Raw genomic sequence first — 21897 nt, 5'->3', positions numbered from 1 at the left:
GCGTTCGGATGACTCTGATGCGGTACGGCGGGGTCAGCCGGCGGGCGTGAAGCCCAGCGCCTGCGCGTACAGCCGTAGTTCGGCCCGGAGCGAGTCGGCGACGGTGGTCGCGCCCCGGAAGCCGTGGCCCTCTCCCGCGAAGGTGAGGTAGGTGTGCCTGGCCCGGGGGTCGGTGACGCGGTGCAGCAGTCGTTCGGCCTGGGCCGGCGGGCACACGGTGTCGTCCAGGCCCTGGAGCAGGACGAACGGGGTGCGGATGCGGTCGGCGGCGGCCAGCGGCGACTGCGCCGCGTACCGGTCGGCGGCGGCCGGCCAGGGGCCGATCAGGCCGTCCAGGTAGCGGGACTCGAAGTCGTGGGTCTCGTCGCGCCAGCTCTCCGGGTCGAGGACCGGGTAGTAGACGCCGGCCGCCCGGTAGAGCTCCGGGTCCGCGGCGATGGCGGCCACGGCGGTCCAGCCGCCGGCGCTGCCGCCGCGGATGGCGACGCGCTCGGGGTCGGCGAGGCCGTCGGCGATCAGGCCGCGGACGACGGTGGCGCAGTCGGCCACGTCGGTCAGGCCCCAGCGGTGCCGCAGCCGTTCCCGGTAGGCGCGGCCGTAGCCGGTGGAGCCGCCGTACTGGACGTCGACCACGCCGATGCCGCGGCTGGTGAAGTAGGCGATCTCCTGGTTGAGCGCCAGGTGGGTACGGCTGGTGGGGCCGCCGTGCACGAAGACCAGCCACGGCGCCGCCTCGCCCTCGGGGCCGGCGTACTCCGGGTGGTGCGGCGGGTGGACGTATGCGTGCACGGGCTCGCCGTCGGCGTCGGTGTAGGTCCGCCGGTGCGGGGTGGCCGCGTACCGGTCGGCGGCGGCCCGGCCGCTGGGGGCCCGGACGGTCTCGACCGTGCCGGTGGCCGGGTCGGCGAGGACGACGGCGCGGCGCCGGCCGGGCGAGGAGGAGACCGCGGCGACGCGGCGGCCGTCGGTGGCCGGGTAGTGCCATTCGGTGGCGCCGTCGGCGAAGTCGGTGAGCTTCCCGTCGGGGGCGAGGATCCCGAGACGGCGTTCGCCGACCCCGTGGATCACGGCCAGGGTGCCGTCGAGCAGCGGCAGGCACCAGCGCAGCCCGATCCGCCACAGGGCCTCGCCGAACTCCTCGCGGCGCGGGCATATGTTGCGGGGCAGACCGTCGCGCTCGACGGCGTACACGTTCCACCAGCCGTCCGGGTCGCTGACCGCGTAGAGGGTGCCCGAGCCGTCGGTGGCCCAGTCGGCCTGGGTGACGGCCTCGTGCGCGCCGCCCATGAGCGGCACGGACTGGCCGAGGCGCCCGTCCGGCCGGATGTCGGCGACCATCAGGTGCGTGGCGTCCCAGGGCATCGACGGGTGGTCCCAGCCGAGCCAGGCCACCCGGTCGCCGCCGGGTTCGATCCGCGGCCCGGTCATGAAGTGGTGGGTCGCGGCCAGTTCGCGGACCCGCGAGGGGTCGTCGGCCGCCGAGCCGTCGAGGGGCAGCGCCACCAGATGGCGGCGGGCGGTGCGGGCGGTGGTGTCGGCGACGGTCTCGCGCAGGCACCAGACCTCGTCGCCGCGGACCGCGAAGTCCGCGTACCGCAGCTGCCCGGGCCAGTCGCCGGTCGGGCTGAGCGGGACCGGGTCGCCGCCGCCGGGCTGCCAGCGGTGGACGCGCTGGTCGGGGCCGTGGGTGAAGACGACACCGTCCTCGGCGCGGTCGCCGAGCGGGAGCCAGGGCCGCCCGCCGTACTCGATGACCCGGGTCCGCACGTCCCAGCCGGGCGGCAGCACCTCGCGGATGCTGCCGTCGGCGTGGCGGCGCATCAGCCCGCCGCGGCCGCCGTCCTCCGGCAGGACCTCGGTCCAGCACACGTCCTGGCCGAGAAACCCGGTCCACTCCAGGAGGGCGTCGCCGCGGGCGGCGTCCTCCGCGGCGATGGGGGAGGGCCAGCTGCCGTACGGCAGGCGGGCGCGGGTGTCGCTCATGCCGGACCGCCGTCGTTCGCCGCCGCGTAACGGATGTGGGGGATGCCCGGCTCGCCGCTGTCCAGGGTGTAGCCGGGGACGGCCGGGTCGCCGCTCACCCAGAAGTGGCCGTCGAGGTCGGACCAGTCGGCGAGGCCGGCGAGCTGCGCGGCGTACGCGATGGCCCGCGGCGGTTCGAGGAAGCAGCCGAGCATGCGGCCGGCGCCCCGCTCGGTGGCGGAGGTCAGCGCGGACAGGGCGGGCAGGATGCCGCCGAAGCGCATGAGTTTGACGTTCAGGCCGCCGGCCGTGCGGACGGCGAACTCGGCGTCGGCCGGGGTCGCCACGCCCTCGTCGAGGAGGACGGAGGTACGGGGGAGGGCGGCGCGGACGGCGGGCAGCAGCGCCGGATCGCGTACGGGGTCTTCGAGGACGGTCGGCGCGAGCGCGACGACCAGCGGGCGCAGCCGCTCCCAGTCGGCGGCGTCCCAGCCCCGGTTGGCGTCGAGGATCAGCGGGGCGTCGACGCCGAGGAGGCCGCGCAGCACCCGCTCGTCGTCCGGGCCGCCCAGCTTGATCTTCAACGGGCGTCCGTCCAGCGGGATGTCCTCGCCGATGGGCACGGTGTGCAGTAGGCGTACGGGGCCGGGTTCCGGCAGCCCGAGCAGCCGCCACAGCGGGAGGCCGGCCGTGCGGGCGGCGCGGTCGAGGAAGGCCATCTCGGTGAGCATCCGGGCCGGTGCGCAGACCCCGTCGGCGGCGGCCTTCTCCAGGGCGGAGCGGATCGGGGCGACCGGGTCGGGGGCGTCGGCGGGGCAGTGGGCAGCCATGCTCGTGGCGAGGGCGCGTGCCTCGTCGGCGATGGCGGGGCCGTCCTGGCCGTAGCCGCGGTCGGCGGCGATCTCGCCCTCGCCGAGCACGTGTTCGCCGTCGAGGAGCTGGAGCCGCAGGATGTCGACCGTCTCGATGGTCATGTGGGAGATCTGGAACGAACTGGTCAGCGGCCGGGGCTCCAGCGTGACCCGCACGTCGGGAACGGCGGCAGCGGTGTGCGCGGTTTCCACGGTGATGCGTACGGAGTCGACGAGGCGCCGGGCGAGCGCGCGGGCCTTTGCCGGGGTGTCGGCGCCGACGACCACGGCGCCGACCCGGTCCGCGCCGCTGCGGTACGCGGGGACGGTGTCGCCCGGTGCGACGCGCAGTTCGGCGTGGAGGACGGCCGGGTGGCCGCGGACCTCCTCCCAGCCCTCGACGGCGATGACGCGGCCCGGCGGCGGGGCGAAGTAGCGGGTGGCGGCGGCGCGGGTGGCGGCCGGCAAAGTCACCGGGCGGCCGAGGGCGTCGTCGTACACCGTTCCGTACAGCTCAAGGCCGGGCAGGGCGTAGGGGAGCATCCGGTGGATCCAGCCGCCGCCGACGCGGGCGTGCACCTCGCCGAGGACGATGCCTTCGGCGGTCCGCCACAGTTCCACGTGGAAGAGGCCGGAGCACAGGTCGAGGGCGGTGAGCGCCGAGGTGACGGCGGTCTCGATCACGGCCCGTTCGGCGGCGGGGAGTTCGGCGGGGAGCGTGTGCCCGATCTCCACGAAGTGCGGCGGGTCCAGCTTCTCCTTGGCGGTGACGGCGAGCACGCGCGGGCTGCCGCCGACGAAGACGCCTTCGACGCTGTACTCGGTGCCGTCGACGAACTCCTCGACGAGGAAGGGGGCTTCGGGTTCGGGCAGTCCGGCCAGGGCGGCGGGCAGCTCGTCGGGGCCGGTCACCTTGCGGACTCCGGCGCTGTCCGCGCCGTCGCGCGGCTTGACCACCCACGGGCCGGTGGACGTGGTGAGGACGGAACGCGCCTCGGTCTCGTCGGCGCACAGCCGGACGGCGGGCTGCCGGAAGCCGGCCGCGGCGAGCGCGGCGCGGCAGGCGTCCTTGGTACGGACGCGGCGTACGGCCTCGGGCGGGTTGCCGGGCAGTCCCAGGGCGGCGGCGGTGGCGGCGACGGCCTCCTGCGCCATCTCGCGCACCCCGAAGGCGAGCGCGGGGGCGGGGCCGGGGCGGGCGGCGGCCCAGGCGGCGGTGCCGGCCGGGTCGGTGAAGTCGACGGCGTGGGCGGCGTCGGCGGCGGCGGTGACCTCGGGGGTGGCGGTGAGTGTGCCGGCCTGGTTGGTGACGGTCGTGCGCAGTCCGCGCGCGCGGGCCTGCTCCAGGGCCTGGACGGCGACGTCGACGCTGAGCGTCATCGCGCCGCCGCCGCCGATCAGCAGCAGCTCGGGGGCGCGGCCGGGGCCGGCCTGGGTCCGGGGCGGGGTGGCGGCGGTCATGCGGCGGCCTCCTGCCCGGCGGTCTCCGGCTCGGCAGCGTCGCGGAGCCGGTAGACGCGGTCCTTGAGTTCCTGGACGCGGTCGTAGTCGCGGCGCAGGGCCTCGGCGGAGTCGTGGACGAGGTGGACGGCGGCGGTGGCCGTGTACAGGTCGACGGTCGGGCGGATCCGGCGTCCGGGCGCCACCTTGGGAATGAAGGTGTGGACCGACTCCAGCGCCTGGATCTCGGCGACGACGTCCTCGTCGAGGTCCTCGACGACGCCGTCGAGGGTGGTGGAGGTCAGCACCATGCTCGCCTCGGCCAGCTTGCGGTAGGTGCGGCCGGCGTGGCGGTCGCGGAACTCCTGGGGCCGGGCGTAGGCGAGGGCGGTGAGGTCGGCCTGGTTGCCGCCGAGGCAGCGGTCGTGGAAGTCGGGGACGACGCCGCCGCTGAGACGGGCGCCGATCTCGACCAGCACGGGGCCCTCGGGAGTGACGATGACCTCGGCGTGGGTGGGGCCGTACTGGATGCCGAGGGCGTCGAGGACCTCGTGCAGGTAGGCGATGATCGCGGGCGCCGGTTCGGCGTCCGGCAGGAGGATCGAGTCCCGGTCGTAGATGCGGTGGGTGCCGATCAGCCGCTTGTGGTACTGCCAGACGCAGCAGGCGTAGCGGTCGCCGTCGTACGAGACGAAGTCGACCATGTACTCCTCGCCCTGGAGGAAGGACTGGATCAGCATCTCGTCGTTGCGCTCGCCGAAGATGTTGACGGTGCCGAGCACGGCCTCGGCCGCCTCGCGGACCTCGCGGGCGTCGGAGCAGATGGCCACGCCGTCGGTGGCGGCGGACGACAGGGGCTTGACGACGACCGGGTAGTCGCCGTGGCGCTCGGCCCAGGCGACCAGTTCGTCGGCGCTGCCGCTCTTGTACTGGTCGGCGCAGCGCACCCCGGCCCGGCGCAGGGCCTCGATCATCTCGTACTTGTCGCGGCGGGCGGCCGAGAGCGCGGTGCCGTTGCCGGGCAGGCCGAGCAGTTCGGAGAGTTCGTCGGCGAGCGGGACGCCGGGCTCCTGGCCGGCGACGACGCAGATCGGCGCGAACTTTGCGAGCCGGGCCGCGGTCTCGGCCGGGGTGCCGTACGGGATCGCCGCCCGGTACTGGGAGAGGTCGGGGAGCCGCATCGACGTCATCAGCTCGGGCGTGCTCTGGACGTGGACCACGTCGACACCCAGCTTGGCAAACGCCGGTGGCAAATGATTGCCCGTGGTGTAGGCGTCCACCAGTACTGCCACTGGGCGCAGTTCTGCACCGCTCATGTTCTCCACCTTGCTCTCGCGGAACGTCCACAGCCCGTCCGATGAGGCCCCGTTCCAAGGAATTGGCAAGAGATTGCCATGGGTGTTGCCTTGATGGCAATATCGCTCGGGAACATTCGTGGATCAGACGGCGCACCGGCCGGTCCGCGAGCCGCCACGCAGAGGGGACCGGACCATGACCGTCGACGCTCCGCCCAGGGCCACCGCTCCTGGGCTACGAAGGCGCACCGCACTGCTGTTCGCGACGGCCGGCGCCCTGACGGTCGCCAACATCTACTTCCCCCAGCCGTTGCTCGACGCGATCGCGGCCGGCCTGGGCATCTCGGACACCGCGGCCGGCCTGGTCGCCACCGCGTCCCAGGTCGGCTACGCGCTCGGCATCGCCCTGGTCGTCCCGCTCGCGGACACCGCCCGGCTGCGGCGGCTGACGACCGTGCTCCTGGTGCTCACCACCGCGGGACTGCTGGTCGCCGCGACCGCCCCGGGCCCGGTCACGCTGACCCTCGCCACGGTCGCCCTGTCCACGACCACGGTGCTGCCCCAGGTGCTCATGCCCGTCGCCGCGTCGATGGCCGGGCCGGACCACGGCGGCCGGGCCGTCGGCCTGATCGGTATCGGGCTCACCCTCGGCTCCACGCTCTCCCGCACGCTGTCCGGCGCCGTGACCGGACTCAGCGGCGACTGGCGCACCGCCTACCTGGTGGCGGCCGTACTCACCGGCGGCCTGGCCCTGTTCGTCCCCCGACTGCTGCCCGAACGCTCCCCGGGCGGCGCCCGCCTGCCGTACCGCAGGCTGATCGGCTCACTGCCGGGGCTGGTGCGCGCCCACCCCGAACTGCGGCTCTCCGCCTTCCTGGGGGCGACCGTCTTCGCCGCCTTCAGCGGCTTCTGGACGACGCTCGCGTTCCACCTGGCGGCACCGCCCTTCTCCCTCGGAGCGGCCGGGGCCGGCCTCTTCGGCCTGCTGAGCCTGCCGGCCGCGCTGCTGTCCTACCCGGCGGGCCGGCTCAGTGACCGGCGCGGGCCCCGGTACGTCAACGCCATGTCGCTCGGGTGCACCGCCGTGGCGTTCCTGGTCATGGGGGTGTTCGGCGACGACTCGCTGGCCGTCCTGATCCTGGGGGCCAACCTGCTGGTGTACGGCGGCAGTTGCTCACAGGTCGCCAATCAGGTGCGCATCTTCCGGCTGCCGGGGGAGATCCGGGCCCGGCTCAACACCCTCTTCATGCTGGCCAGCTTCGGCGGCGGCGCGCTGGGCTCACTCGGCGGCGCCGCGCTCCACGGCCGCTACGGCTGGACCGGTCTGATCCTCGGCTGCCTCGCCCTGCTCGCCGTCGCCGCGGCCGGACTTGCCCGCGCCCGCCACCTCGACTGAACAACCGGGCCTGGCACGCGCGCCCTCAAGCTCTTCGAGCAGGGGAACCCCCCGCCGCGTTGCCGAACCGCCCACGTGGCCCCCCGCGAACCGAGCTTCGCCCGGCTCGCGCGGGGGCGCCCCCATGCCGCCGCGCGCTGATCCGGCCGGCGATGTGACACAGGCTCTCAGGAAGTCGCGCCCCGGGCGCCGCTCAGTGTCTCGGCGAGGAGGCGCCAGATGTCGGCGGCCAGGTCGATGTTGGCGGACGCCTGGGCCTCCTCGGCGAGCGCTCGCATGCGGTCGAGCCCCGCCTGCTCCTCGCCCTCGACGATCAGCAGTCGGCCGTCCAGGATGTCGAGGCGTACCCGGTTGCGGTACGTCATCTGCGGGGCCGCCGCGAGCACGCGGTCGAGCAGCGTCCGGGCGTCGGCGAACTGGCCGGACTCGTAGGCGAGTTCGGCCTTGAGGCAGGTGACCTCCTGCTCCAGGCCCTCGATGCCCAGAAACGCCAGGCCGCTCTCCGCCTGCTCCACGTACTGCTCGGCGGCGTCCAGCTCCGGCGTCGGCTTCTGCATGTGCAGGCGGGCCGCGGCGAGCCGCAGCCGGGTCCACAGGGCGAGGTTCCCGCTGCTGGGGAAGCCCTCCAGGGCCTGGTCGAGGAGCTTCTGGGCGGCCTCGGGGTCGCCCTGGCGCACCCGTACCGCCGCCCCGGTCCACAGCGCTTCCGCCCACAGGGAGTCCCGGCGGTCCGCGGTCAGCGCGGTCAGCTCGTCCGCGTGGGCGCGCGCGTCGGCGAGGCGGCCGGCCTCGGACTCCACGGACACGAGCGCCAGCAGGCTCGCGGCGATGTCCGGCACGGCGAGCGCGTGCTCCCGCGCCAGGCGGTGGGCCGCGGCCGCCGTGTCGGCGGCGCGGCCGATCTCCCCGCCGGCGCGCAGACAGCGGGCGAGCTGGGCGAGGCCCCGGACGCGCAGGGCCGGCTGGCCCAGCCGGTCGCCGATCTCGACCAGCTCCTCCAGGAGCTTGCGTTCCCGCTCCTGGTGGTGGTGGCGGCGGTGCCACGCCGCCACCCGCCACAGGGCCTGCCAGCGCAGCGGCTGGTCCTGCTCCGGGCCGGCGTCCGCGGCGAGGGCGTGCTCCAGGGCCTGAAGGCTCTCGTCGGACTCGAGGGACGTGGCGATGGCGAGCGCCTGGCTCAGCGAGTCGCCGGTGCCCTCCTCGTCGAACGCCGAGACGTCGACGCCGAGTTGGGCGGCGAGGTGCTCCACGGCCCGGGGGGTGGGCTTGCGTGCCCCGGACTCCAGGCGTGACAGATAGCCGGTGGACATGCCGTCACCGGCGAGCATGGCCTGCGACAGACCTCGTTCGGTCCGCAGCTGCTTGAGCCGGCGACCGAAGAAAGGCTGCTCCAGCACGTGATCAACCCCAGGGTGTCGAAGCGGGCAGATGGTCGAGGCTCCGCGGGCTCGGCTCTTTCCCTGGAGCGCACCACGCAATCGCCCCCGGTAGAAGGTAGCCCGCCGAACGAGGGCTGGGCAAATCATTGCCCGAATAATGAACAGGCCAATCGCGAGGTGCCGCCGGACTTGCCGCACGCCGGTTTGCCAATCTGTTGGCAATGTCTTGCCAAGACTCGGATCGCTGGGCTAGCTTCCATGGCAACGCGGTGGTCAACCAACCGCCGCGCGATCACGATCCGCCCTTCCGGGGAGCCCACCCATGGCCCCCGTTCCGCAAGGAGTAGGAATGCGCTCCATCCTGCGTGCCACCCGCCGTCGCGCCGTCTCCGGCGCCCTGGTCTTCCTCGCCCTCTTCGCTGTCGCCGCCGGCGCGCTCGGTGACATCGGCTGGCCCTCCCCGGCCCCCGGCTCCGACGCGGTGCGTGCCGGTGACATCGGCTGGCCCGCCCCGGCCCGCTCCCAGCCCGTGCTCGCCGGCGCCTCCACCGCGCTCGGTGACATCGGCTGGCCGGCGCCGCAGCAGTAACCCAGGCCCGGCACCCCCACCCAAGCTCCGACCCCACACCGCACAGAGAGTGAGGGACACCATGGCTCACCCAGGGCCGCCGCCCGTACCGTCCCGGACCGCCGTCATCGTCGACGGGTACTCCACCGGCGCCTTCCTGCCGCCTGCCTTCGCCCGCCTCGGCATCGACGTCGTACACGTCCACAGCACCGCCGAGCCCATGACGAGCATGCTTCAGCCGGATCCCGGCGCCTACCGGGAGATGCTCCGCTGTCCCGACGAGGCCGCCGTCGAGCGGACCGCCGCGACCCTGGCCGAGCTCGACCCGGTCGCCGTCCTGGCCGGCCAGGAGCCCGGCGTCCCGCTGGCAGACCAGCTCAGCGAACGCCTCGGCCTCGCCACCAACGGCACCGCCCTGTCGGCCGCCCGCCGCGACAAGTACGAGATGATCGAGGCCCTGCGCCGGGCCGGGGTGCGCTGCGCCGACCAGTACAAGAGCGCCGACCCGCAGGCCCTCGCCGACTGGGCCGAGCGGCACGGCGGCTACCCGGTCGTGGTCAAGCCGCTCTCCTCCGCCTCGACCGACCATGTCTACCGCTGTCACGACGCCGCCGAGGTCCTCACCGCCGCGCGCCGGGTGCTCGGCTCGACCGACATCTTCGACCGCCCCAACGGCGAAGCGCTGGTCCAGTCCTTCCTGGAGGGCACCGAGTACATCGTCGACACGGTCAGCGTGGCGGGCGAGCGGTACGTCTGCGGGGTGTGGGAGTACGAGAAGACGATCCTGCCGAACGGGCGGAACATCTACGACCTCGACGTCCTGCTCGACCCGGACGCCGAGCCCGTACCCGCTCTGATCGCCTACGTCGACACGGTGCTCCAGGCCCTGGGCATCGTCCACGGCCCCACTCACGCCGAGGTCATCATGACCCCCGAGGGACCGGCCCTGGTGGAGATCGGCGCCCGTCTCAACGGCAACATGAACCCGGACTTCCACGACCGGTGCCTCGGCGCCAACCAGGCAGACCTCACCGCCCTGGCCTACGCCCGGCCCCAGGAGTTCCTCGACCGCTACGCGGGCCGCGTCTACCGCCGCCGGGCCGCCGCCGCCGTGCACAGCACCCGTACCGACGTGGACGGGACCGTCGAGTCCGTCGACACCGAGGCCGTCGACCGCATCGCCGCCCTGCCGAGCGTGCACCTCGTCGGCGTCAAGCTCGGCCCCGGCAAGCGGATCCGCCCCACCGCCGACCTGCTCACCAGCCCGCTGCGGATCTTCCTCACCGCCCCCGACATGGACACCGTCCGCGCCGACCGGGCCGCCATCCAGGACCTCAAGGACGCCGTCTACCGGGTACGTCGGACCGCCTGCGCCGAAGACGGGGCCGAGCCCGGCAGCGTACTGCTGCTCGGCCCCGACAAGTACGTCCTCCAGGCCTGTCTGCGCCATGGCGTCGACGCCGTCCTCGTGTGGGGCGCCGCCGGGTACGACCACGGCCTCGCCGAGGTGCCCGAGGGCATCCGGGTCCTCCTCGTCGACGACCACAAGAGCCCCGAGGCCGTCCTGTCCGCCCTGCACCGGGCCGGGCTCGGCGAGCACCGCTTCGACGCCGTGCACACCTCCGACGAGTGGGCCCTGGTGACCGCGGGCGTCCTCGCCGCGCACCTCGGCTGCCGCGCCCTCGACCCGGCGACCGCCGTCCACTTCCGCGACAAGTCCCTCCAGAAGCGCCGGGTCGCCGCCGCCGGCGTGCCCGCCGCCCGGGTCACCGTCGTCGACGACGTCCATGACGTCTCCGACGTGTCCTGGACCTTCGACAAGGCCGTCCTCAAGCCGGTCGCCGGCGCCGCCACCGCCCGTACCGCGGTCGTCGGCTCGGCCGAGGAACTGGCCGCGCTCAGCCGCCGGTACCGCGGCGGGCGCACCGCCCAGCGCACCTTCGTCCTGGAGGAGTTCATCGGCGGCGAGGAATGGATCGCCGACGGCTTCGTGCACGACGGCGAACTGCTCTTCCTGGCCGTCGGCCGCTACGGCGACCCCTGCCTGACCACCATCGACCGCAACGACCCCCTCTGGCTGCGGCACTTCGACCCCAAGGACGAGTCCTGGGCCTACGAGCGCGCCGAACCGGTCGTACGCCGCTGCCTGGACGCCCTGGGGCTGCGCGACGGCGTCTTCCACATGGAGCTCTTCCACGACCCGGACACCGGCGGCCTCACGTTCAGCGAGTGCGCGGCCCGCCGCGGCGGCGCGCTCCTGCACGAGCAGGTGCAGGCCAAGTTCGGCATCCACCTGGGCGAGGCGGCCCTGCTGCTCGCCCTCGGCCGGAAGCCGTCCGCCGATGTGGAGCTGCGGAGCGAGTACATCGGTACCAGCTACCTCAAGGGCCGGGCCGGCATCCACTTCTCCTGCCCCTCGCCCGCCGAGCTGCGCGCCCTGCCGGGCGTGGAGTTCGCCCGGGTCGAGTTCCCGGTCGGCGCCACCTTCCTCGGCGACATCGACAACACCAACCACCGCATGGGCCAGATCCTCGTGTCCGCGGCCACCGAGGAGGAGCTCCAGACCCGGTTCGACGAGGTCCGCGCCTGGTTCGACGAGCGGCTCGTCGTCGCCCCCGTCGACGTCACGGGACGCGAACTGCGCGCCTGGGGGCGCGAGCTGCGGCCCGACGCCGACTTCTCGGACCCGTTGTGGCCGTGAACACGCCGCCGCGCGCGGCGACCGACGAGCCCGTACGGCCGGGGCTGCTTGAGCGGCTCCTGCCGGGGCCCGGGCCCCGGCGGACCCTGGCGGCCGCGACCTTCGTGAACGCCTTCGGCAGCGGCATGTTCATGTCGTCCAGCGCCCTGTACTTCACCCGGGTCGTCCACCTCCCCATGCACCAGGTCGCGTTCGGCATGTTCGTCGGCGCGATGGTCGGCCTCGTCGCCGGGATCTACGGCGGCCGGATCGCCGACCGCTGGGGCGCCCGGGAGACCCAGATCGCCGTGATGCTGGCGGGCGCCGCGTCCATGGGGGGCTTCCTGCTCGTCGACGCGTTCTGGTCGTTCGTCCTCATCTCGACGCTCACCGGCATCGTCTTCGCCGCCGACAAGTCCAGCCGGGCACCGCTGATCCGCGGCTTCGGCGGCGACGACCCGGCCGGCTTCCGCGCCTACCTGCGGGCCGGCACCAACCTCGGCATCTCGCTGGGCGCTCTCGCCGCGGGCGTCGCCATCCAGCTCGACACCGCACCCGCCTACCTGGCCCTGGTCGCGGGCCGCGCCCTGTCCTTCGCCGGATGCGCTCTCGCCCTGCTGTGGCTCCCGCGGCTCGCCCCGATCCCCGCGCCGCCGCTCAGTGGCCGCTGGGACGCGCTGCGGGACCGGCCCTACCTCGCGGCCACCCTGCTCAACTGCCTGATGTCGCTGCACTTCGCGGTGCCGACGTTCCTGCTGCCGCTGTGGATCGTGGAGCACACCCAGGCACCGCGCTGGATGGTCTCCGGGGTCCTCGTCCTCAACACCGTCCTGGTGATCACCCTCCAGGTCGCGGTGAGCAGGAACGTCGCCGACCCGCGGGCGGCCGGCGTACGGATGCGCTGGGCCGGGCTCGCGATCTGCGCCGGCCTGGGCCTGATGGCCGCGGCCGGAGGCATGCCCGCCTGGGCGGCCGTCGCCCTCCTGGTGGCCGCCACCGCCGTCTACACGCTCGGCGAACTGTGGCACGCGGCGGCCGCGATGGAGTACTCCTTCGGACTCGCCCCCGCCCACGCGCAGGGCCAGTACGCCGGGGTCTTCGGCCTCGGCGGCGGCCTCGCCGAAGCACTGGCCCCGTCCGTCCTCGGCGCCCTCGCGCTCGGCCTCGGCACCCCTGGCTGGTTCCTGCTCGGCGCGCTGTTCCTCACCGTCGGCCTCGCCGGCCGCCCCCTGGTCGCCTGGGCCTCCCGGACCACGCGGCCCAGCCGCGTCGCGGCGTACGAGACGCCCTGACCTTCCCCCCACGCACCACGCCTCACCCACCACGCATCACCCACCACCCACCACCCCTTCACCCGACCACGGAGACCACCATGGCCACGCCCACCCTCACCACCGTCGACCACGAGCTCGTCGAGATCGTCGAGAGCCTCCAGCTCGACCACGCCGAGATCGTCCGCGCCTACCAGCAGTTCCTGGAGCGCCTCCCGGACGCCCCCTCCGGCCGCCCCGAGGACAAGCTGCGCCGCCTGGGCCTGACCCACCGCGCCGGCGCCGAGGACGTCTGGCGCGACGCCGGCAACGGCCAGTTCAACCAGGAGACCGGCGAGAAGAACTTCGAGGAGCGCGAGTTCGCCTTCTTCAACGAGGCGCTCAAGGACACGTACTTCCACGAGATCCACCGCAGCCTGCCGTTCCGCGCCGGCCGCATGCGCCTCGTCACCCTGCACCCGGGCGAGATCTACCACATGCACACCGACCACTCCCGGGTCGCGCACATCGCCATCCAGACGAACGAGGACAGCCGGCTGCTCTTCCGCAGCGGCCACACCTACCACGTTCCGACCGACGGCCGGATCCACATCCTCAACACCCTGCGTCACCACTCCGCCTACAACGCCGGTGGCACCGATCGCATCCACCTCACGATGACGCTGGCCGACTGACCGCCGCCGCCCGCGTCCCCACCGCCACCGAAGGAGCCACGATGTCATCGCCGTCCGCCGCCGACCCCCTCGCCCCGCGCCCGACCGAGGCCACCCGCGCCGAGTTCCGGCAGTGGGCCGAAGAGGTCCGCGCCGCCGCCACCGACCGTCCCCTGGGCACCGGGCCCGTCCGCCCGCCCGCCCCGGGCGGCCGGACCGCGACGGAGCGGCTGCCCCTGGGCACGCCGCTGCGGACGGCGGTCGGACGCACCGCCCGCGAGCACGCCACCACTCCGCTCACCGTGGGCCTTGCCGCGCTCGCGGTGACGCTGGCACGGCGCACCGGCGCGGAGCCTGTGGTGACAGAGGCGCTGCGGGTACCGGTGGTCGTCGCCGTACGCGACGACCTCAGCACCGCCGAACTGCTCGCCGGCACGGACCTGGCCCTTGAGCGCTCCCTCTCCCTGTGCGTGAACGCGACGGCCGGCGAGCAACCGCCGGGCAGCCGCGTGGAGTTCCGGCACGGCAAGCCGCCTGCCACGCTGCCCGCGGAGGCGGAGGCGGAGGCGGTGGTGACGCTCACCGACGGCGAGAGCGGTACGGCCGAACTCACCGCGGTGTACGACTCCGAGCGGCACACCGCCGCCGAGATCGCCGGCCTGCTCGGCCAGCTGCGCACCGTCCTCGACGCGCTGACCGCAGGCCGGCCCACGACCGTCGGCGAACTGCCGCTCCTCGACCCGGCCGAGCGGCAGCGACTGCTCGCGCTCGGCCGGGGCGCCGCACTGCAGGCCGGCGCGGGGGGCCGGCCGGTACACCTGACCGTCGCCGACCTCGCGTCGGCCGACCCCGGCCGCACGGCCGTCGTCTGCGGCGACGACACCGTGGACCGGGGCACCCTCGACGCGTGGGCCCGGCGGATCGCGGCCCGCCTCGCCGCCGCCGGAGTCCGCCCCGGGGACCGGGTGGGCGTGCTCGCCGACCGTTCCACCGCGATGGTGGCCGCCGTACTCGGCGCCATGCACGCGGGTGCGGCCTACGTACCGGTGGACCCGGCCAACCCCGACGAGCGGATCGCCACCCTCCTGTCCGACGCCCGGGCCACCGCGGTCAATGTCACCGGCACCCACGGCACCCGCCTCGCCCCGCTTTCCGGCACCGCCGTCGTCGCCGCCGACGACCCGGAGCTGCGCACCGCCGCCCCGCGCGACGCCGCCGACGCCCGGCCCGGCGCAGCCACCGTCACCGGTCTCGATGACGCGGCGTACCTCATCTACACCTCGGGCAGCACCGGCGCGCCCAAGGGCGTGGTGGTCGGGCACGCCCAGCTCGCCGCCTCGACCGCCGCGCGCCGCGAGGTCTACCCGGGCGAACCCGTCTTCCTGCTGCTCTCCCCGCTCGCCTTCGACTCCTCCGTCGCCGGCCTGTGGGGCACGCTGACCGCGGGCGGCCGTCTCGTCGTCGCGGGAGCCGACGAGTACCGCGATCCGGAGGCGCTGGTCGGCCTGATCGAGCGGCACTCGGTCAGCCATCTCCTGTGCGTGCCGTCCCTGTACGACACGCTGCTCGCGAGCGCCGAACGCACCGGCCCGGCCCGCCTGGCCTCCCTCACCACGGTGATCACCGCAGGTGAGGCGCTGCCCGAGGCGCTGCTGCGCCGCCACACCGCCGTCCTCGGCCCGTCCGCTGCCCTCGTCAACGAGTACGGCCCGACCGAGTGCACGGTCTGGGCCAGCTACCGCCGCTGCCGCCCGGAGGGCCCCGTCGACATCGGCGGCCCGGTGCCCGGCGTCCTGCTCTACGTCCTGGACGGCGCGGGCCGTCTCGTACCGCCGGGCGTCACCGGCGAGCTGCACATCGGCGGTGCCGGCGTGACACGCGGCTACCTCGGCCGCCCCGAGGACACCGCACGGGCCTTCGTGCCCGACCCGTTCGAGGGCGGCGCCGCGCGCATGTACCGCACCGGGGACCTGGTCCGCTGGACCGCGGAGGGCACCCTGGAGTTCCTGGGCCGCCGCGACAACCAGGTGAAGATCCGGGGCCACCGGATCGAGCTCGGCGCCGTCGAGACGGCCCTGCGCGGCTGTCCCGGCGTTCGCGAGGCCGTGGTGGTGCCGGACGCGGCGGGCACCCGGCTCGCCGGTTTCGTGCTCACCGACGAGCCCGCCGGCCTGCCCGCCGTGCGTGCGCGACTGGCCGCGACGCTGCCCGAGGCCGCCGTGCCGTCGGTGCTGCGGGCCCTGGAGGTGTTCCCCGTCACCGTCAACGGCAAGGCCGACCGGTCCGCGCTGGCCGCGCTGCTCGACACCGAGCCGGCCCCCGCGCCCGCGCCGACGGCGAGCGTCCCCGTGGGCGACACCCTCGCCCAGGTCGCCGCGGCCTGGGCCGAGGTCCTGGCGGTGGACACCGTCCCCGCCGACGTCAACTTCTTCGACCTGGGCGGCCATTCGCTGCTCGTCATCCGGCTCCAGGACGCCTTGGAGCGCCACACCGGCGTCCGGCTGTCCGTCGTCGACCTCTTCCGTGGCTCCACGGTCCACGCCCAGAGCGAACTGATCCGCGCCGGCGGCACCGGCACCGGCGGCGACACCGGCGGCCGGGCCGAGCGCGCCCGCCGCGAACGCGCCGCCCGCGCCCGCCGCCAGCGTGTCCAGCAGGGGAGCACCCGATGACCGACACGTACGCATGTGAAGACGAAGAGCGCGACCGCTCCCTCGACATCGCCGTCACCGGCATGGCGGGCCGTTTCCCCGGCGCCGCCGGGATCGAACCCTGGTGGCAGGCGCTGCTCCGCGGCGAGATCCTCACCACCCGGATGGGCCGGGACGAACTGCTCGCCGCGGGCGAGAGTCCGCGGGTCGTCGACTCCCCGGACTACGTTCCGGTACGCGGCCTGCTCGACGACGCCGACCGCTTCGACCACGAGCTGTTCGGCATCAGCCCGCGCGAGGCCGCCCTCATGGACCCGCAGCAGCGGCTGATGCTGGAGACCGCCTGGCAGGCCCTTGAGGACGCGGGCTGCGACCCCACCCAGGAGCAGCTGGTCACCGGCGTGTACGCGTCGGCCAGCAGCAGCGCCTACCTGCGGGCCATGCTCACCTCGAACACCCTGGACGCGGCGGGCGTCGAGGAGGCCCTGCGCGCCAACGAGCCCGACTACATGGCCACCCGCATCGCCTACCGGCTCGGTCTGACCGGGCCCGCGCTCACCGCCCTCACCGCCTGCTCCTCCTCCCTCGTCGCCGTCCACCTGGCCGTACAGGCGCTGCTCAACGGTGAGTGCGAGCAGGCCGTCGTGGTGGCCGCCGCCGTCGACTTCCCGCAGCTGGGCCACGTCCATCTGCCCGGCGGCATCCTGTCCGCCTCCGGCTCGTGCCGGCCGTTCGACGCCGACGCCGACGGCGCGCTCGCGGGCTCCGGGGTCGCGGCCGTGGTCCTGCGCCGGTACGAGGACGCGGCCGAGGCCGGCTGCGACCCGTACGGGCTGATCATCGGCACCGCCGTCAACAACGACGGCCGGGCCAAGGCCGGTTACCAGGCGCCCTCCGCGACCGGCCAGGAGGCGGTCATCCGGTCCGCGCTCGCCGCGGCCGGCATCGGCGCCGACGCCCTCGGCTACCTGGAGGCGCACGCCACCGGCACCCGGGTCGGCGATCCGATCGAGTGGTCGGCGGCCTCGTCGGTGCTGCGCGAACTCGGCGCCGCTCCGGGCCAGATCGCCGTCGGAGCCGTCAAGGCCAACATCGGCCACCTCGACGCCGCCTCCGGCCTCGTCTCGCTGATCAAGACCCTGCTCGTCGTCCGGCACGGCCAGGTGCCGCCCGTGGCCGGCTTCCGGACCCTCAACCCGCTCCTGGAGACGGCCGGTTCGCCGCTGCGCGTGCCGACCGCCGGCTTCGACTGGGACGGCGGGGACGCGCCGCGCCGGGCCGGCGTCAGCTCCTTCGGCATCGGCGGCACCAACGCGCACGTCGTCGTCGAGCAGGCCCCCGCACCCGTGCAGGAGACCGCCCCTGTACGGGACTTCGAGGCCGGCGCCCCGGACGACGAGCACCTGCTCGTGGTGTCCGCCGCGACCCCGGACGCGCTGCGCGACTCGGCCCTGCGGATCGCCGCCTGGCTGCCGCGCGCGCAGTCCACGGCGCTCGGCGACACCGCCCGCACCCTCGCCACGGGCCGCGCCACGCTCCCGTACCGGACCGCCGTCACCGGCCGCAGCCGGACGGAACTGGCCGAGCGGCTGCGCGATGCCACCGCCTCACCGGCCGACGGCCCGGCGCCACACGTGGTGTTCCTGCTGCCCGGCCAGGGCAGCCAGTACCCGGGCATGGCCCGGCCGTTCGCCGACGCCCTGCCGGGCTTCACGGACCTGCTCGACGACTGCCTGGCGCACCTGGCGCGATGGGTGCCCGGGATGGCCGCCCGGCTGCGCACCGCCCTGTTCGACCCGGACTTCCCGGCCGCCGAGCTGGAGCGCACCGAACTCGCCCAGGTCGCCCTCTTCTGCGTCGAGTACGCGGCGGCCACCGCGCTCGTCCGCCTCGGCCTGGCCCCCGCCGCCCTCGCCGGGCACAGCCTCGGCGAGTTCACGGCCGCCGCACTCTCCGGCGTCCTCGGCCTCGCGGACGCCCTCGCCCTGGTGACCGCGCGCGGCCGGGCCATGGGTGACTGCCCGACCGGGGCGATGGCCGTCCTCGCCGTGCGCGAGGACCGGGCCCGTGAACTCGCCGCCGCGTACGGCCTGGAGGTCGCCGCCGTCAACACGCCCGAGAGCTGTGTGCTCGCCGGGTCGGCGAGCGCCGTCCAGGCGCTGAGCGCCGTGCTCGAAGGCCGGGAGAAGGTGCGGGTGCTGCGCACCAGCCACGCCTTCCACACCAGCCTGCTCGACCCGGCCGTCCGGCGCATCGAGGACGCGGCCCGCCCGCTGCCGCTCGGCCCGGTCACCGTGCCCTACCTGTCCAACGCCACGGGCGCCCTGCTCCCCGCCGGGTCCCGCGTCGAGGCCCGCGCCTTCGCCGAACAGGCCCGCAGCACCGTCCGGTTCGCCGACGGTCTCGCCGCCATCGCCCGCGCGTATCCCGGTGCGGTCTGCGTCGAGGTCGGCCCCGGGCAGGCGCTGAGTGGCATGGCGGTCGCCGCCGGCCTCACCGCCGTGCCGCTCGGCGGCCGGCAGAGCACCCTGGAGGCCCTCGGCGGCTTGTGGGCGGCCGGACTCCCTGTGGACCCGGCGGCGCTGACCCGCCCGGGCCGCCCGGTCCACCTGCCCGGCTACCCGTTCGCGGGCCCGCGCCTGCTCGCCCCGGCCGCCGCCGTCCGGGCCCCGCACTCGGACGCGGACGCGGGCGAGGCGCCACCGGTGCCGGAGCCGGCAGTTCCGGGCGGCCCAGCCCGTACATCCGGAGAAGGGACGCCCGGCGAAGGCACATCCGGCGAACCGACGCCCGGTGAACGGGTCTGCGCCCGCTGGGCCGAACTGCTCGGCCGCACCGGCCTCGACCCCGACGCCGACTTCTTCGACCTGGGCGGCGACTCCCTCCTCGTCGTACGGCTCGCCCAACGGCTGGGCCAGGACCTCGGGGTCCGGGTCCCCGTCCGCGAGCTGCTGACCGGCCCCACCCTGGCCCAGCACATCGCGCTCGCCGAGTCCCTGCTGCTCGCGGGGGACCACCGATGAACCGGACCGCTGCCCCCACCCGCTGGCTGCGGTGCGCCGCACCGCGCCCCGAGGCCGTCGCACGCCTGGTCTGCTTCCCGCACGCGGGCGGCTCCGCCTCCTTCTTCGGCGGCTGGGCCGAGGGCCTGCCCTCGTACGAGGTGCACGCCGTCTGCTACCCGGGCCGCGCCGCCCGCCTGGCCGAGCCGCTGCCGACCGATCTGCCCGCGCTCGCCGCCGACGTCGCCGAGGCGATGACGCCGCTGCTCGACCGCCCGCTGGTCCTCTTCGGGCACAGCATGGGCGCCGTCGTCGCGTACGAGACGGCCCGGCTGCTGCAGAGCCGGGGGACAGGGGCGGCCGTACGGCATCTGTACGCCTCCGGCGCGCGCGCCCCGCACCTGGCCCGCCCCGATGGCGAGGACACCTCGACGATGGACGACGACGCCATCGCCGACGCCCTGCTCGCCCTGGGCGGCACCGACGCCGAACTCCTCGCCGACCCGGACTTCCGGGAGCTCGTTCTGCCGTACGTCTGCGGCGACTTCCGGATGTTCGACCGGTACGTCCACGTGGCCGAGCCGCTCCTGACCTGCCCCGTCACGGCCATCGCCGGGGACGCGGACCCGCAGGTCGGCGCCGGGCACGCGGCGGCCTGGGCGGCCGTCACCACAGGGCCGTTCCGTCACCACACCGTCCCCGGTGACCACTTCTATCTCGACGCCCGACCTCCGTTCGGCCTGGTGGCGCCGGAAGTGTCCCGTGCGGATTAGCGCCGCCCGGATCCCGCCCGCAGTACCTCTCCGTGTTCAGCATGGGCATGAGCGCCCAGCTGATCGCGGGCCCCGTCCTGATGACCGCCTTGTCCTGCCGTCGGGCGCCCTCGGCCGGCCGACCCCGGCCCGTCTCTTCACCGTCGCGACCACCGTGTTCGCGGCGGCCGCCGCACCATCCAAGACCGCCGCACCCGCAGAGAGGGGCACCGCCTGATGTCCGCACACGACCAGGTCTCCGTTTCCGAGCCGTCCGAGCACTACCTGATGTTCGCCGCGAGCCCCCGTCTCGACTACGCCGCCCGACTCCGGGAGATCGACCCGAAGGCCCGCTTCTCGGTGATCTGCCGTCCCCGGCACCTCGCCGCCCTCGCCGCCGACGAAGGCCTCCAGCGGGTGCTCGCGGTACGGCAGGACGCGTCCCTGGAGGAGGTCGTCGCCCTGGCCCGTACGGTCCACGCCCTGGATCCGGTGACCCGGATCACCGCCTTCTGGGAGCAGGACCAGGACCGGGCGGCGGCCGTCGGCGAGGAACTCGGCGTGGCCACGCACCGTCCGGAGACGGTGCGGCTCGTCCAGGACAAGGGCCTGATGCGGGAGCGGCTGCGCGAGGCGGGCGTGGAGGACACGACGGCCGCCCGCGCCTTCGGCGAGGACGACCTGCTGGCCTTCGGGGAACGGGCCGGATACCCGTTCATCGTCAAGCCGACGGCGGGGACGGCGAGCTTCGGCGTCACTCTCGTCCACACGCCCGAGGAGGTGGCGGAGGCGTTCCGCACGGCCGCCGGCGACTTCCCCGGCATCACGCGCCTGGGCGTTCTGGCCGAGCAGTTCCACAGCGGCGACCAGTACAGCGTCGAGGGCTTCTCGGAGGCCGGCGAGCACGTGGTCGTGGCCGTCACCCGCAAGTACTCGGACCCGCGCAACATGGTGGAACTCGGCCACGTGCTGCCTGCCCCGCTGGACCCGGCGGACCGAGCGGCGATCGCCGACCACGTGGCCCGCGTCCTGGACGCGCTGGGGGTCGAGTTCGGCCCGACGCACACCGAGGTCGTGCTCACCGCCGACGGCCCGCGTGTCATCGAGACCCATCTGCGGGTGGGCGGCGACGAGATCTTCTGCCTCACCGAGGACGCGACCGGCGTCGACATGATCGACTGCCAGGCCCGCCAGGCGAGCGGCGAGAAGGTGTTGCCCGGGATCCGCGCCACCTTGGAGGCCGGGCGGGAGCCGCGCTGCGAGGCGATCTGGTACAGGACGGCGCCCGAGGTGACGGGAACGTTCATGGGCCTGGCCGACGGCGAGCCCCAGGACCCGGGCGTGACGGTGCTCCTCGCGCCCGGCTCCCGGTTGACCGGCCTCGCCGGTTCGTTCGCCCGCGCGGTGCGGGCGAGGGCGTCGGCGCCTACGGCCGAGGAGGCGGTGACCGCGGCCCGCGCGAAGCTGGACGCACTCTCCCTCGTCTTCCACGTCACCCCGCCGGAGCGCGACTACGTCTGACCCGTTCTCCACGCCTCAGCCATCAGGGTGCCCGGTTCCAGACCGTCCGGGGCCGGCCCCGGCACAGCGGATCAGCTCAGGGCTCGAACGAGTCCTTCGTGCTGGGCCTCCGAGAGCGTCTGACACCGCTGCACGCCAGGAGCTCGGTCCCGGTGGCGTCGAAGTACAGAGTGAAGGACCAGAGCCGGTCCGCTGTGTCGATGATCCCGGTACGCAGTTGCTCGCCGCGGTGCCGCGCGAGGATCTCGACGGTCTCGTCGAGGCCGATGATCTCCTGCAGGCCGCGGGCCGACGACCGTCTCAACCTCGCTGCGGCGATGCCGGCGACCATCCAATGGGGCGCCTCCCTGTCGAAAACCCTTACCTCGGCGCCGGCGGCGATGGCCTCGCGTGCCGGCTTGCACGCGCTCGTCTGGTCGGTGAGCATCGCGGCGATGTCGGAATGGCTTGGGGGCTCGGCTTCGGTGGCCATGCGG

The 21897-nt window shown here is 74.6% G+C and carries 14 protein-coding genes; 9 read left to right on the top strand and 5 right to left on the bottom strand.

What is annotated here, in order from left to right; translation table 11 throughout:
• Window positions 1-33: 33 nt before the first annotated feature.
• Genes ACIBU0_RS16445 through ACIBU0_RS16435 form a run of 3 tightly spaced genes read right to left on the bottom strand, consistent with a single transcriptional unit; the run spans window position 34 to window position 5569 of the window.
• Complete coding sequence (locus ACIBU0_RS16445; protein ID WP_398817979.1) at window positions 34-1983, bottom strand: prolyl oligopeptidase family serine peptidase; 1950 nt, start codon at window positions 1981-1983, stop codon at window positions 34-36.
• Window positions 1980-4274, bottom strand: coding sequence for an ATP-grasp domain-containing protein (locus tag ACIBU0_RS16440; RefSeq protein WP_398817976.1), 2295 nt, complete (start codon window positions 4272-4274; stop codon window positions 1980-1982). Before ACIBU0_RS16440 ends, ACIBU0_RS16445 begins: the two co-directional genes overlap by 4 nt.
• On the bottom strand, window positions 4271-5569 hold the full coding sequence (locus tag ACIBU0_RS16435) for an ATP-grasp domain-containing protein (protein ID WP_398817973.1): 1299 nt from the start codon (window positions 5567-5569) through the stop codon (window positions 4271-4273). The genes ACIBU0_RS16440 and ACIBU0_RS16435 overlap by 4 nt, the downstream gene beginning before the upstream one ends.
• 175 nt (window positions 5570-5744) lie before the next feature.
• Here ACIBU0_RS16435 and ACIBU0_RS16430 point away from each other — a divergent pair, with 175 nt between their 5' ends.
• A complete protein-coding gene (locus ACIBU0_RS16430) occupies window positions 5745-6944 on the top strand; it encodes an MFS transporter (RefSeq protein WP_398817970.1) in 1200 nt (399 codons plus the stop codon).
• A gap of 167 nt (window positions 6945-7111) precedes the next feature.
• On the opposite strand, the gene ACIBU0_RS16425 is transcribed toward ACIBU0_RS16430, so the two are convergent.
• Window positions 7112-8341: a helix-turn-helix domain-containing protein gene (locus ACIBU0_RS16425; protein ID WP_398817968.1), complete on the bottom strand. Its 1230-nt coding sequence runs from the start codon at window positions 8339-8341 to the stop codon at window positions 7112-7114.
• 331 nt (window positions 8342-8672) lie between these two features.
• On the opposite strand from ACIBU0_RS16425, the gene ACIBU0_RS16420 reads away from it, so the two are divergent.
• The 8 genes from ACIBU0_RS16420 (at window position 8673) to ACIBU0_RS16385 (ending at window position 21421) form a co-directional block, all read left to right on the top strand.
• The gene (locus tag ACIBU0_RS16420; RefSeq protein ID WP_398817965.1) at window positions 8673-8912 is read left to right on the top strand and encodes a hypothetical protein; all 240 of its coding nucleotides are present in this window, start codon (window positions 8673-8675) and stop codon (window positions 8910-8912) included.
• Between the two features lie 61 nt (window positions 8913-8973).
• Entirely contained in the window at window positions 8974-11592 is a 2619-nt protein-coding gene (locus tag ACIBU0_RS16415; protein WP_398817962.1) for an ATP-grasp domain-containing protein, read from the top strand.
• Window positions 11589-12863, top strand: a complete 1275-nt coding sequence (locus tag ACIBU0_RS16410) for an MFS transporter (RefSeq protein ID WP_398817959.1) — start codon at window positions 11589-11591, stop codon at window positions 12861-12863. Before ACIBU0_RS16415 ends, ACIBU0_RS16410 begins: the two co-directional genes overlap by 4 nt.
• 80 nt (window positions 12864-12943) lie before the next feature.
• On the top strand, window positions 12944-13516 hold the full coding sequence (locus ACIBU0_RS16405; RefSeq protein WP_398817956.1) for a hypothetical protein: 573 nt from the start codon (window positions 12944-12946) through the stop codon (window positions 13514-13516).
• Window positions 13517-13557: 41 nt separating this feature from the next.
• A complete protein-coding gene (locus ACIBU0_RS16400; protein WP_398817954.1) occupies window positions 13558-16167 on the top strand; it encodes an amino acid adenylation domain-containing protein in 2610 nt (869 codons plus the stop codon).
• Window positions 16164-19169, top strand: a complete 3006-nt coding sequence (locus ACIBU0_RS16395) for a type I polyketide synthase (protein ID WP_398817952.1) — start codon at window positions 16164-16166, stop codon at window positions 19167-19169. The genes ACIBU0_RS16400 and ACIBU0_RS16395 overlap by 4 nt, the downstream gene beginning before the upstream one ends.
• Window positions 19166-19921: a thioesterase II family protein gene (locus ACIBU0_RS16390; RefSeq protein ID WP_398817949.1), complete on the top strand. Its 756-nt coding sequence runs from the start codon at window positions 19166-19168 to the stop codon at window positions 19919-19921. Before ACIBU0_RS16395 ends, ACIBU0_RS16390 begins: the two co-directional genes overlap by 4 nt.
• 216 nt (window positions 19922-20137) lie before the next feature.
• On the top strand, window positions 20138-21421 hold the full coding sequence (locus tag ACIBU0_RS16385; RefSeq protein ID WP_398817946.1) for an acetyl-CoA carboxylase biotin carboxylase subunit family protein: 1284 nt from the start codon (window positions 20138-20140) through the stop codon (window positions 21419-21421).
• 76 nt (window positions 21422-21497) lie between these two features.
• On the opposite strand, the gene ACIBU0_RS16380 is transcribed toward ACIBU0_RS16385, so the two are convergent.
• Window positions 21498-21893: a hypothetical protein gene (locus tag ACIBU0_RS16380; RefSeq protein WP_398817944.1), complete on the bottom strand. Its 396-nt coding sequence runs from the start codon at window positions 21891-21893 to the stop codon at window positions 21498-21500.
• Window positions 21894-21897 lie beyond the last annotated feature (4 nt).

It is taken from the genome of Streptomyces sp. NPDC049627, assembly GCF_044465645.1.
Classification (GTDB): Bacteria; Actinomycetota; Actinomycetes; order Streptomycetales; family Streptomycetaceae; genus Streptomyces.
Note: the sequence above shows the minus strand (reverse complement) of the source record. Positions and strands in the feature narration are given on the sequence as shown.

What these genes read in the sequence shown, in the direction of transcription:
- ACIBU0_RS16415 (WP_398817962.1), top strand. Translation starts at nt 8,974, where the DNA reads ATGGCTCACCCAGGGCCGCCGCCCGTACCGTCCCGGACCGCCGTCATC.
- ACIBU0_RS16385 (WP_398817946.1), top strand. Translation starts at nt 20,138, where the DNA reads ATGTCCGCACACGACCAGGTCTCCGTTTCCGAGCCGTCCGAGCACTAC.
- ACIBU0_RS16400 (WP_398817954.1), top strand. Translation starts at nt 13,558, where the DNA reads ATGTCATCGCCGTCCGCCGCCGACCCCCTCGCCCCGCGCCCGACCGAG.
- ACIBU0_RS16405 (WP_398817956.1), top strand. Translation starts at nt 12,944, where the DNA reads ATGGCCACGCCCACCCTCACCACCGTCGACCACGAGCTCGTCGAGATC.
- ACIBU0_RS16420 (WP_398817965.1), top strand. Translation starts at nt 8,673, where the DNA reads ATGCGCTCCATCCTGCGTGCCACCCGCCGTCGCGCCGTCTCCGGCGCC.
- ACIBU0_RS16430 (WP_398817970.1), top strand. Translation starts at nt 5,745, where the DNA reads ATGACCGTCGACGCTCCGCCCAGGGCCACCGCTCCTGGGCTACGAAGG.
- ACIBU0_RS16380 (WP_398817944.1), bottom strand. Translation starts at nt 21,893, where the DNA reads ATGGCCACCGAAGCCGAGCCCCCAAGCCATTCCGACATCGCCGCGATG.
- ACIBU0_RS16390 (WP_398817949.1), top strand. Translation starts at nt 19,166, where the DNA reads ATGAACCGGACCGCTGCCCCCACCCGCTGGCTGCGGTGCGCCGCACCG.
- ACIBU0_RS16445 (WP_398817979.1), bottom strand. Translation starts at nt 1,983, where the DNA reads ATGAGCGACACCCGCGCCCGCCTGCCGTACGGCAGCTGGCCCTCCCCC.
- ACIBU0_RS16440 (WP_398817976.1), bottom strand. Translation starts at nt 4,274, where the DNA reads ATGACCGCCGCCACCCCGCCCCGGACCCAGGCCGGCCCCGGCCGCGCC.
- ACIBU0_RS16395 (WP_398817952.1), top strand. Translation starts at nt 16,164, where the DNA reads ATGACCGACACGTACGCATGTGAAGACGAAGAGCGCGACCGCTCCCTC.
- ACIBU0_RS16435 (WP_398817973.1), bottom strand. Translation starts at nt 5,569, where the DNA reads ATGAGCGGTGCAGAACTGCGCCCAGTGGCAGTACTGGTGGACGCCTAC.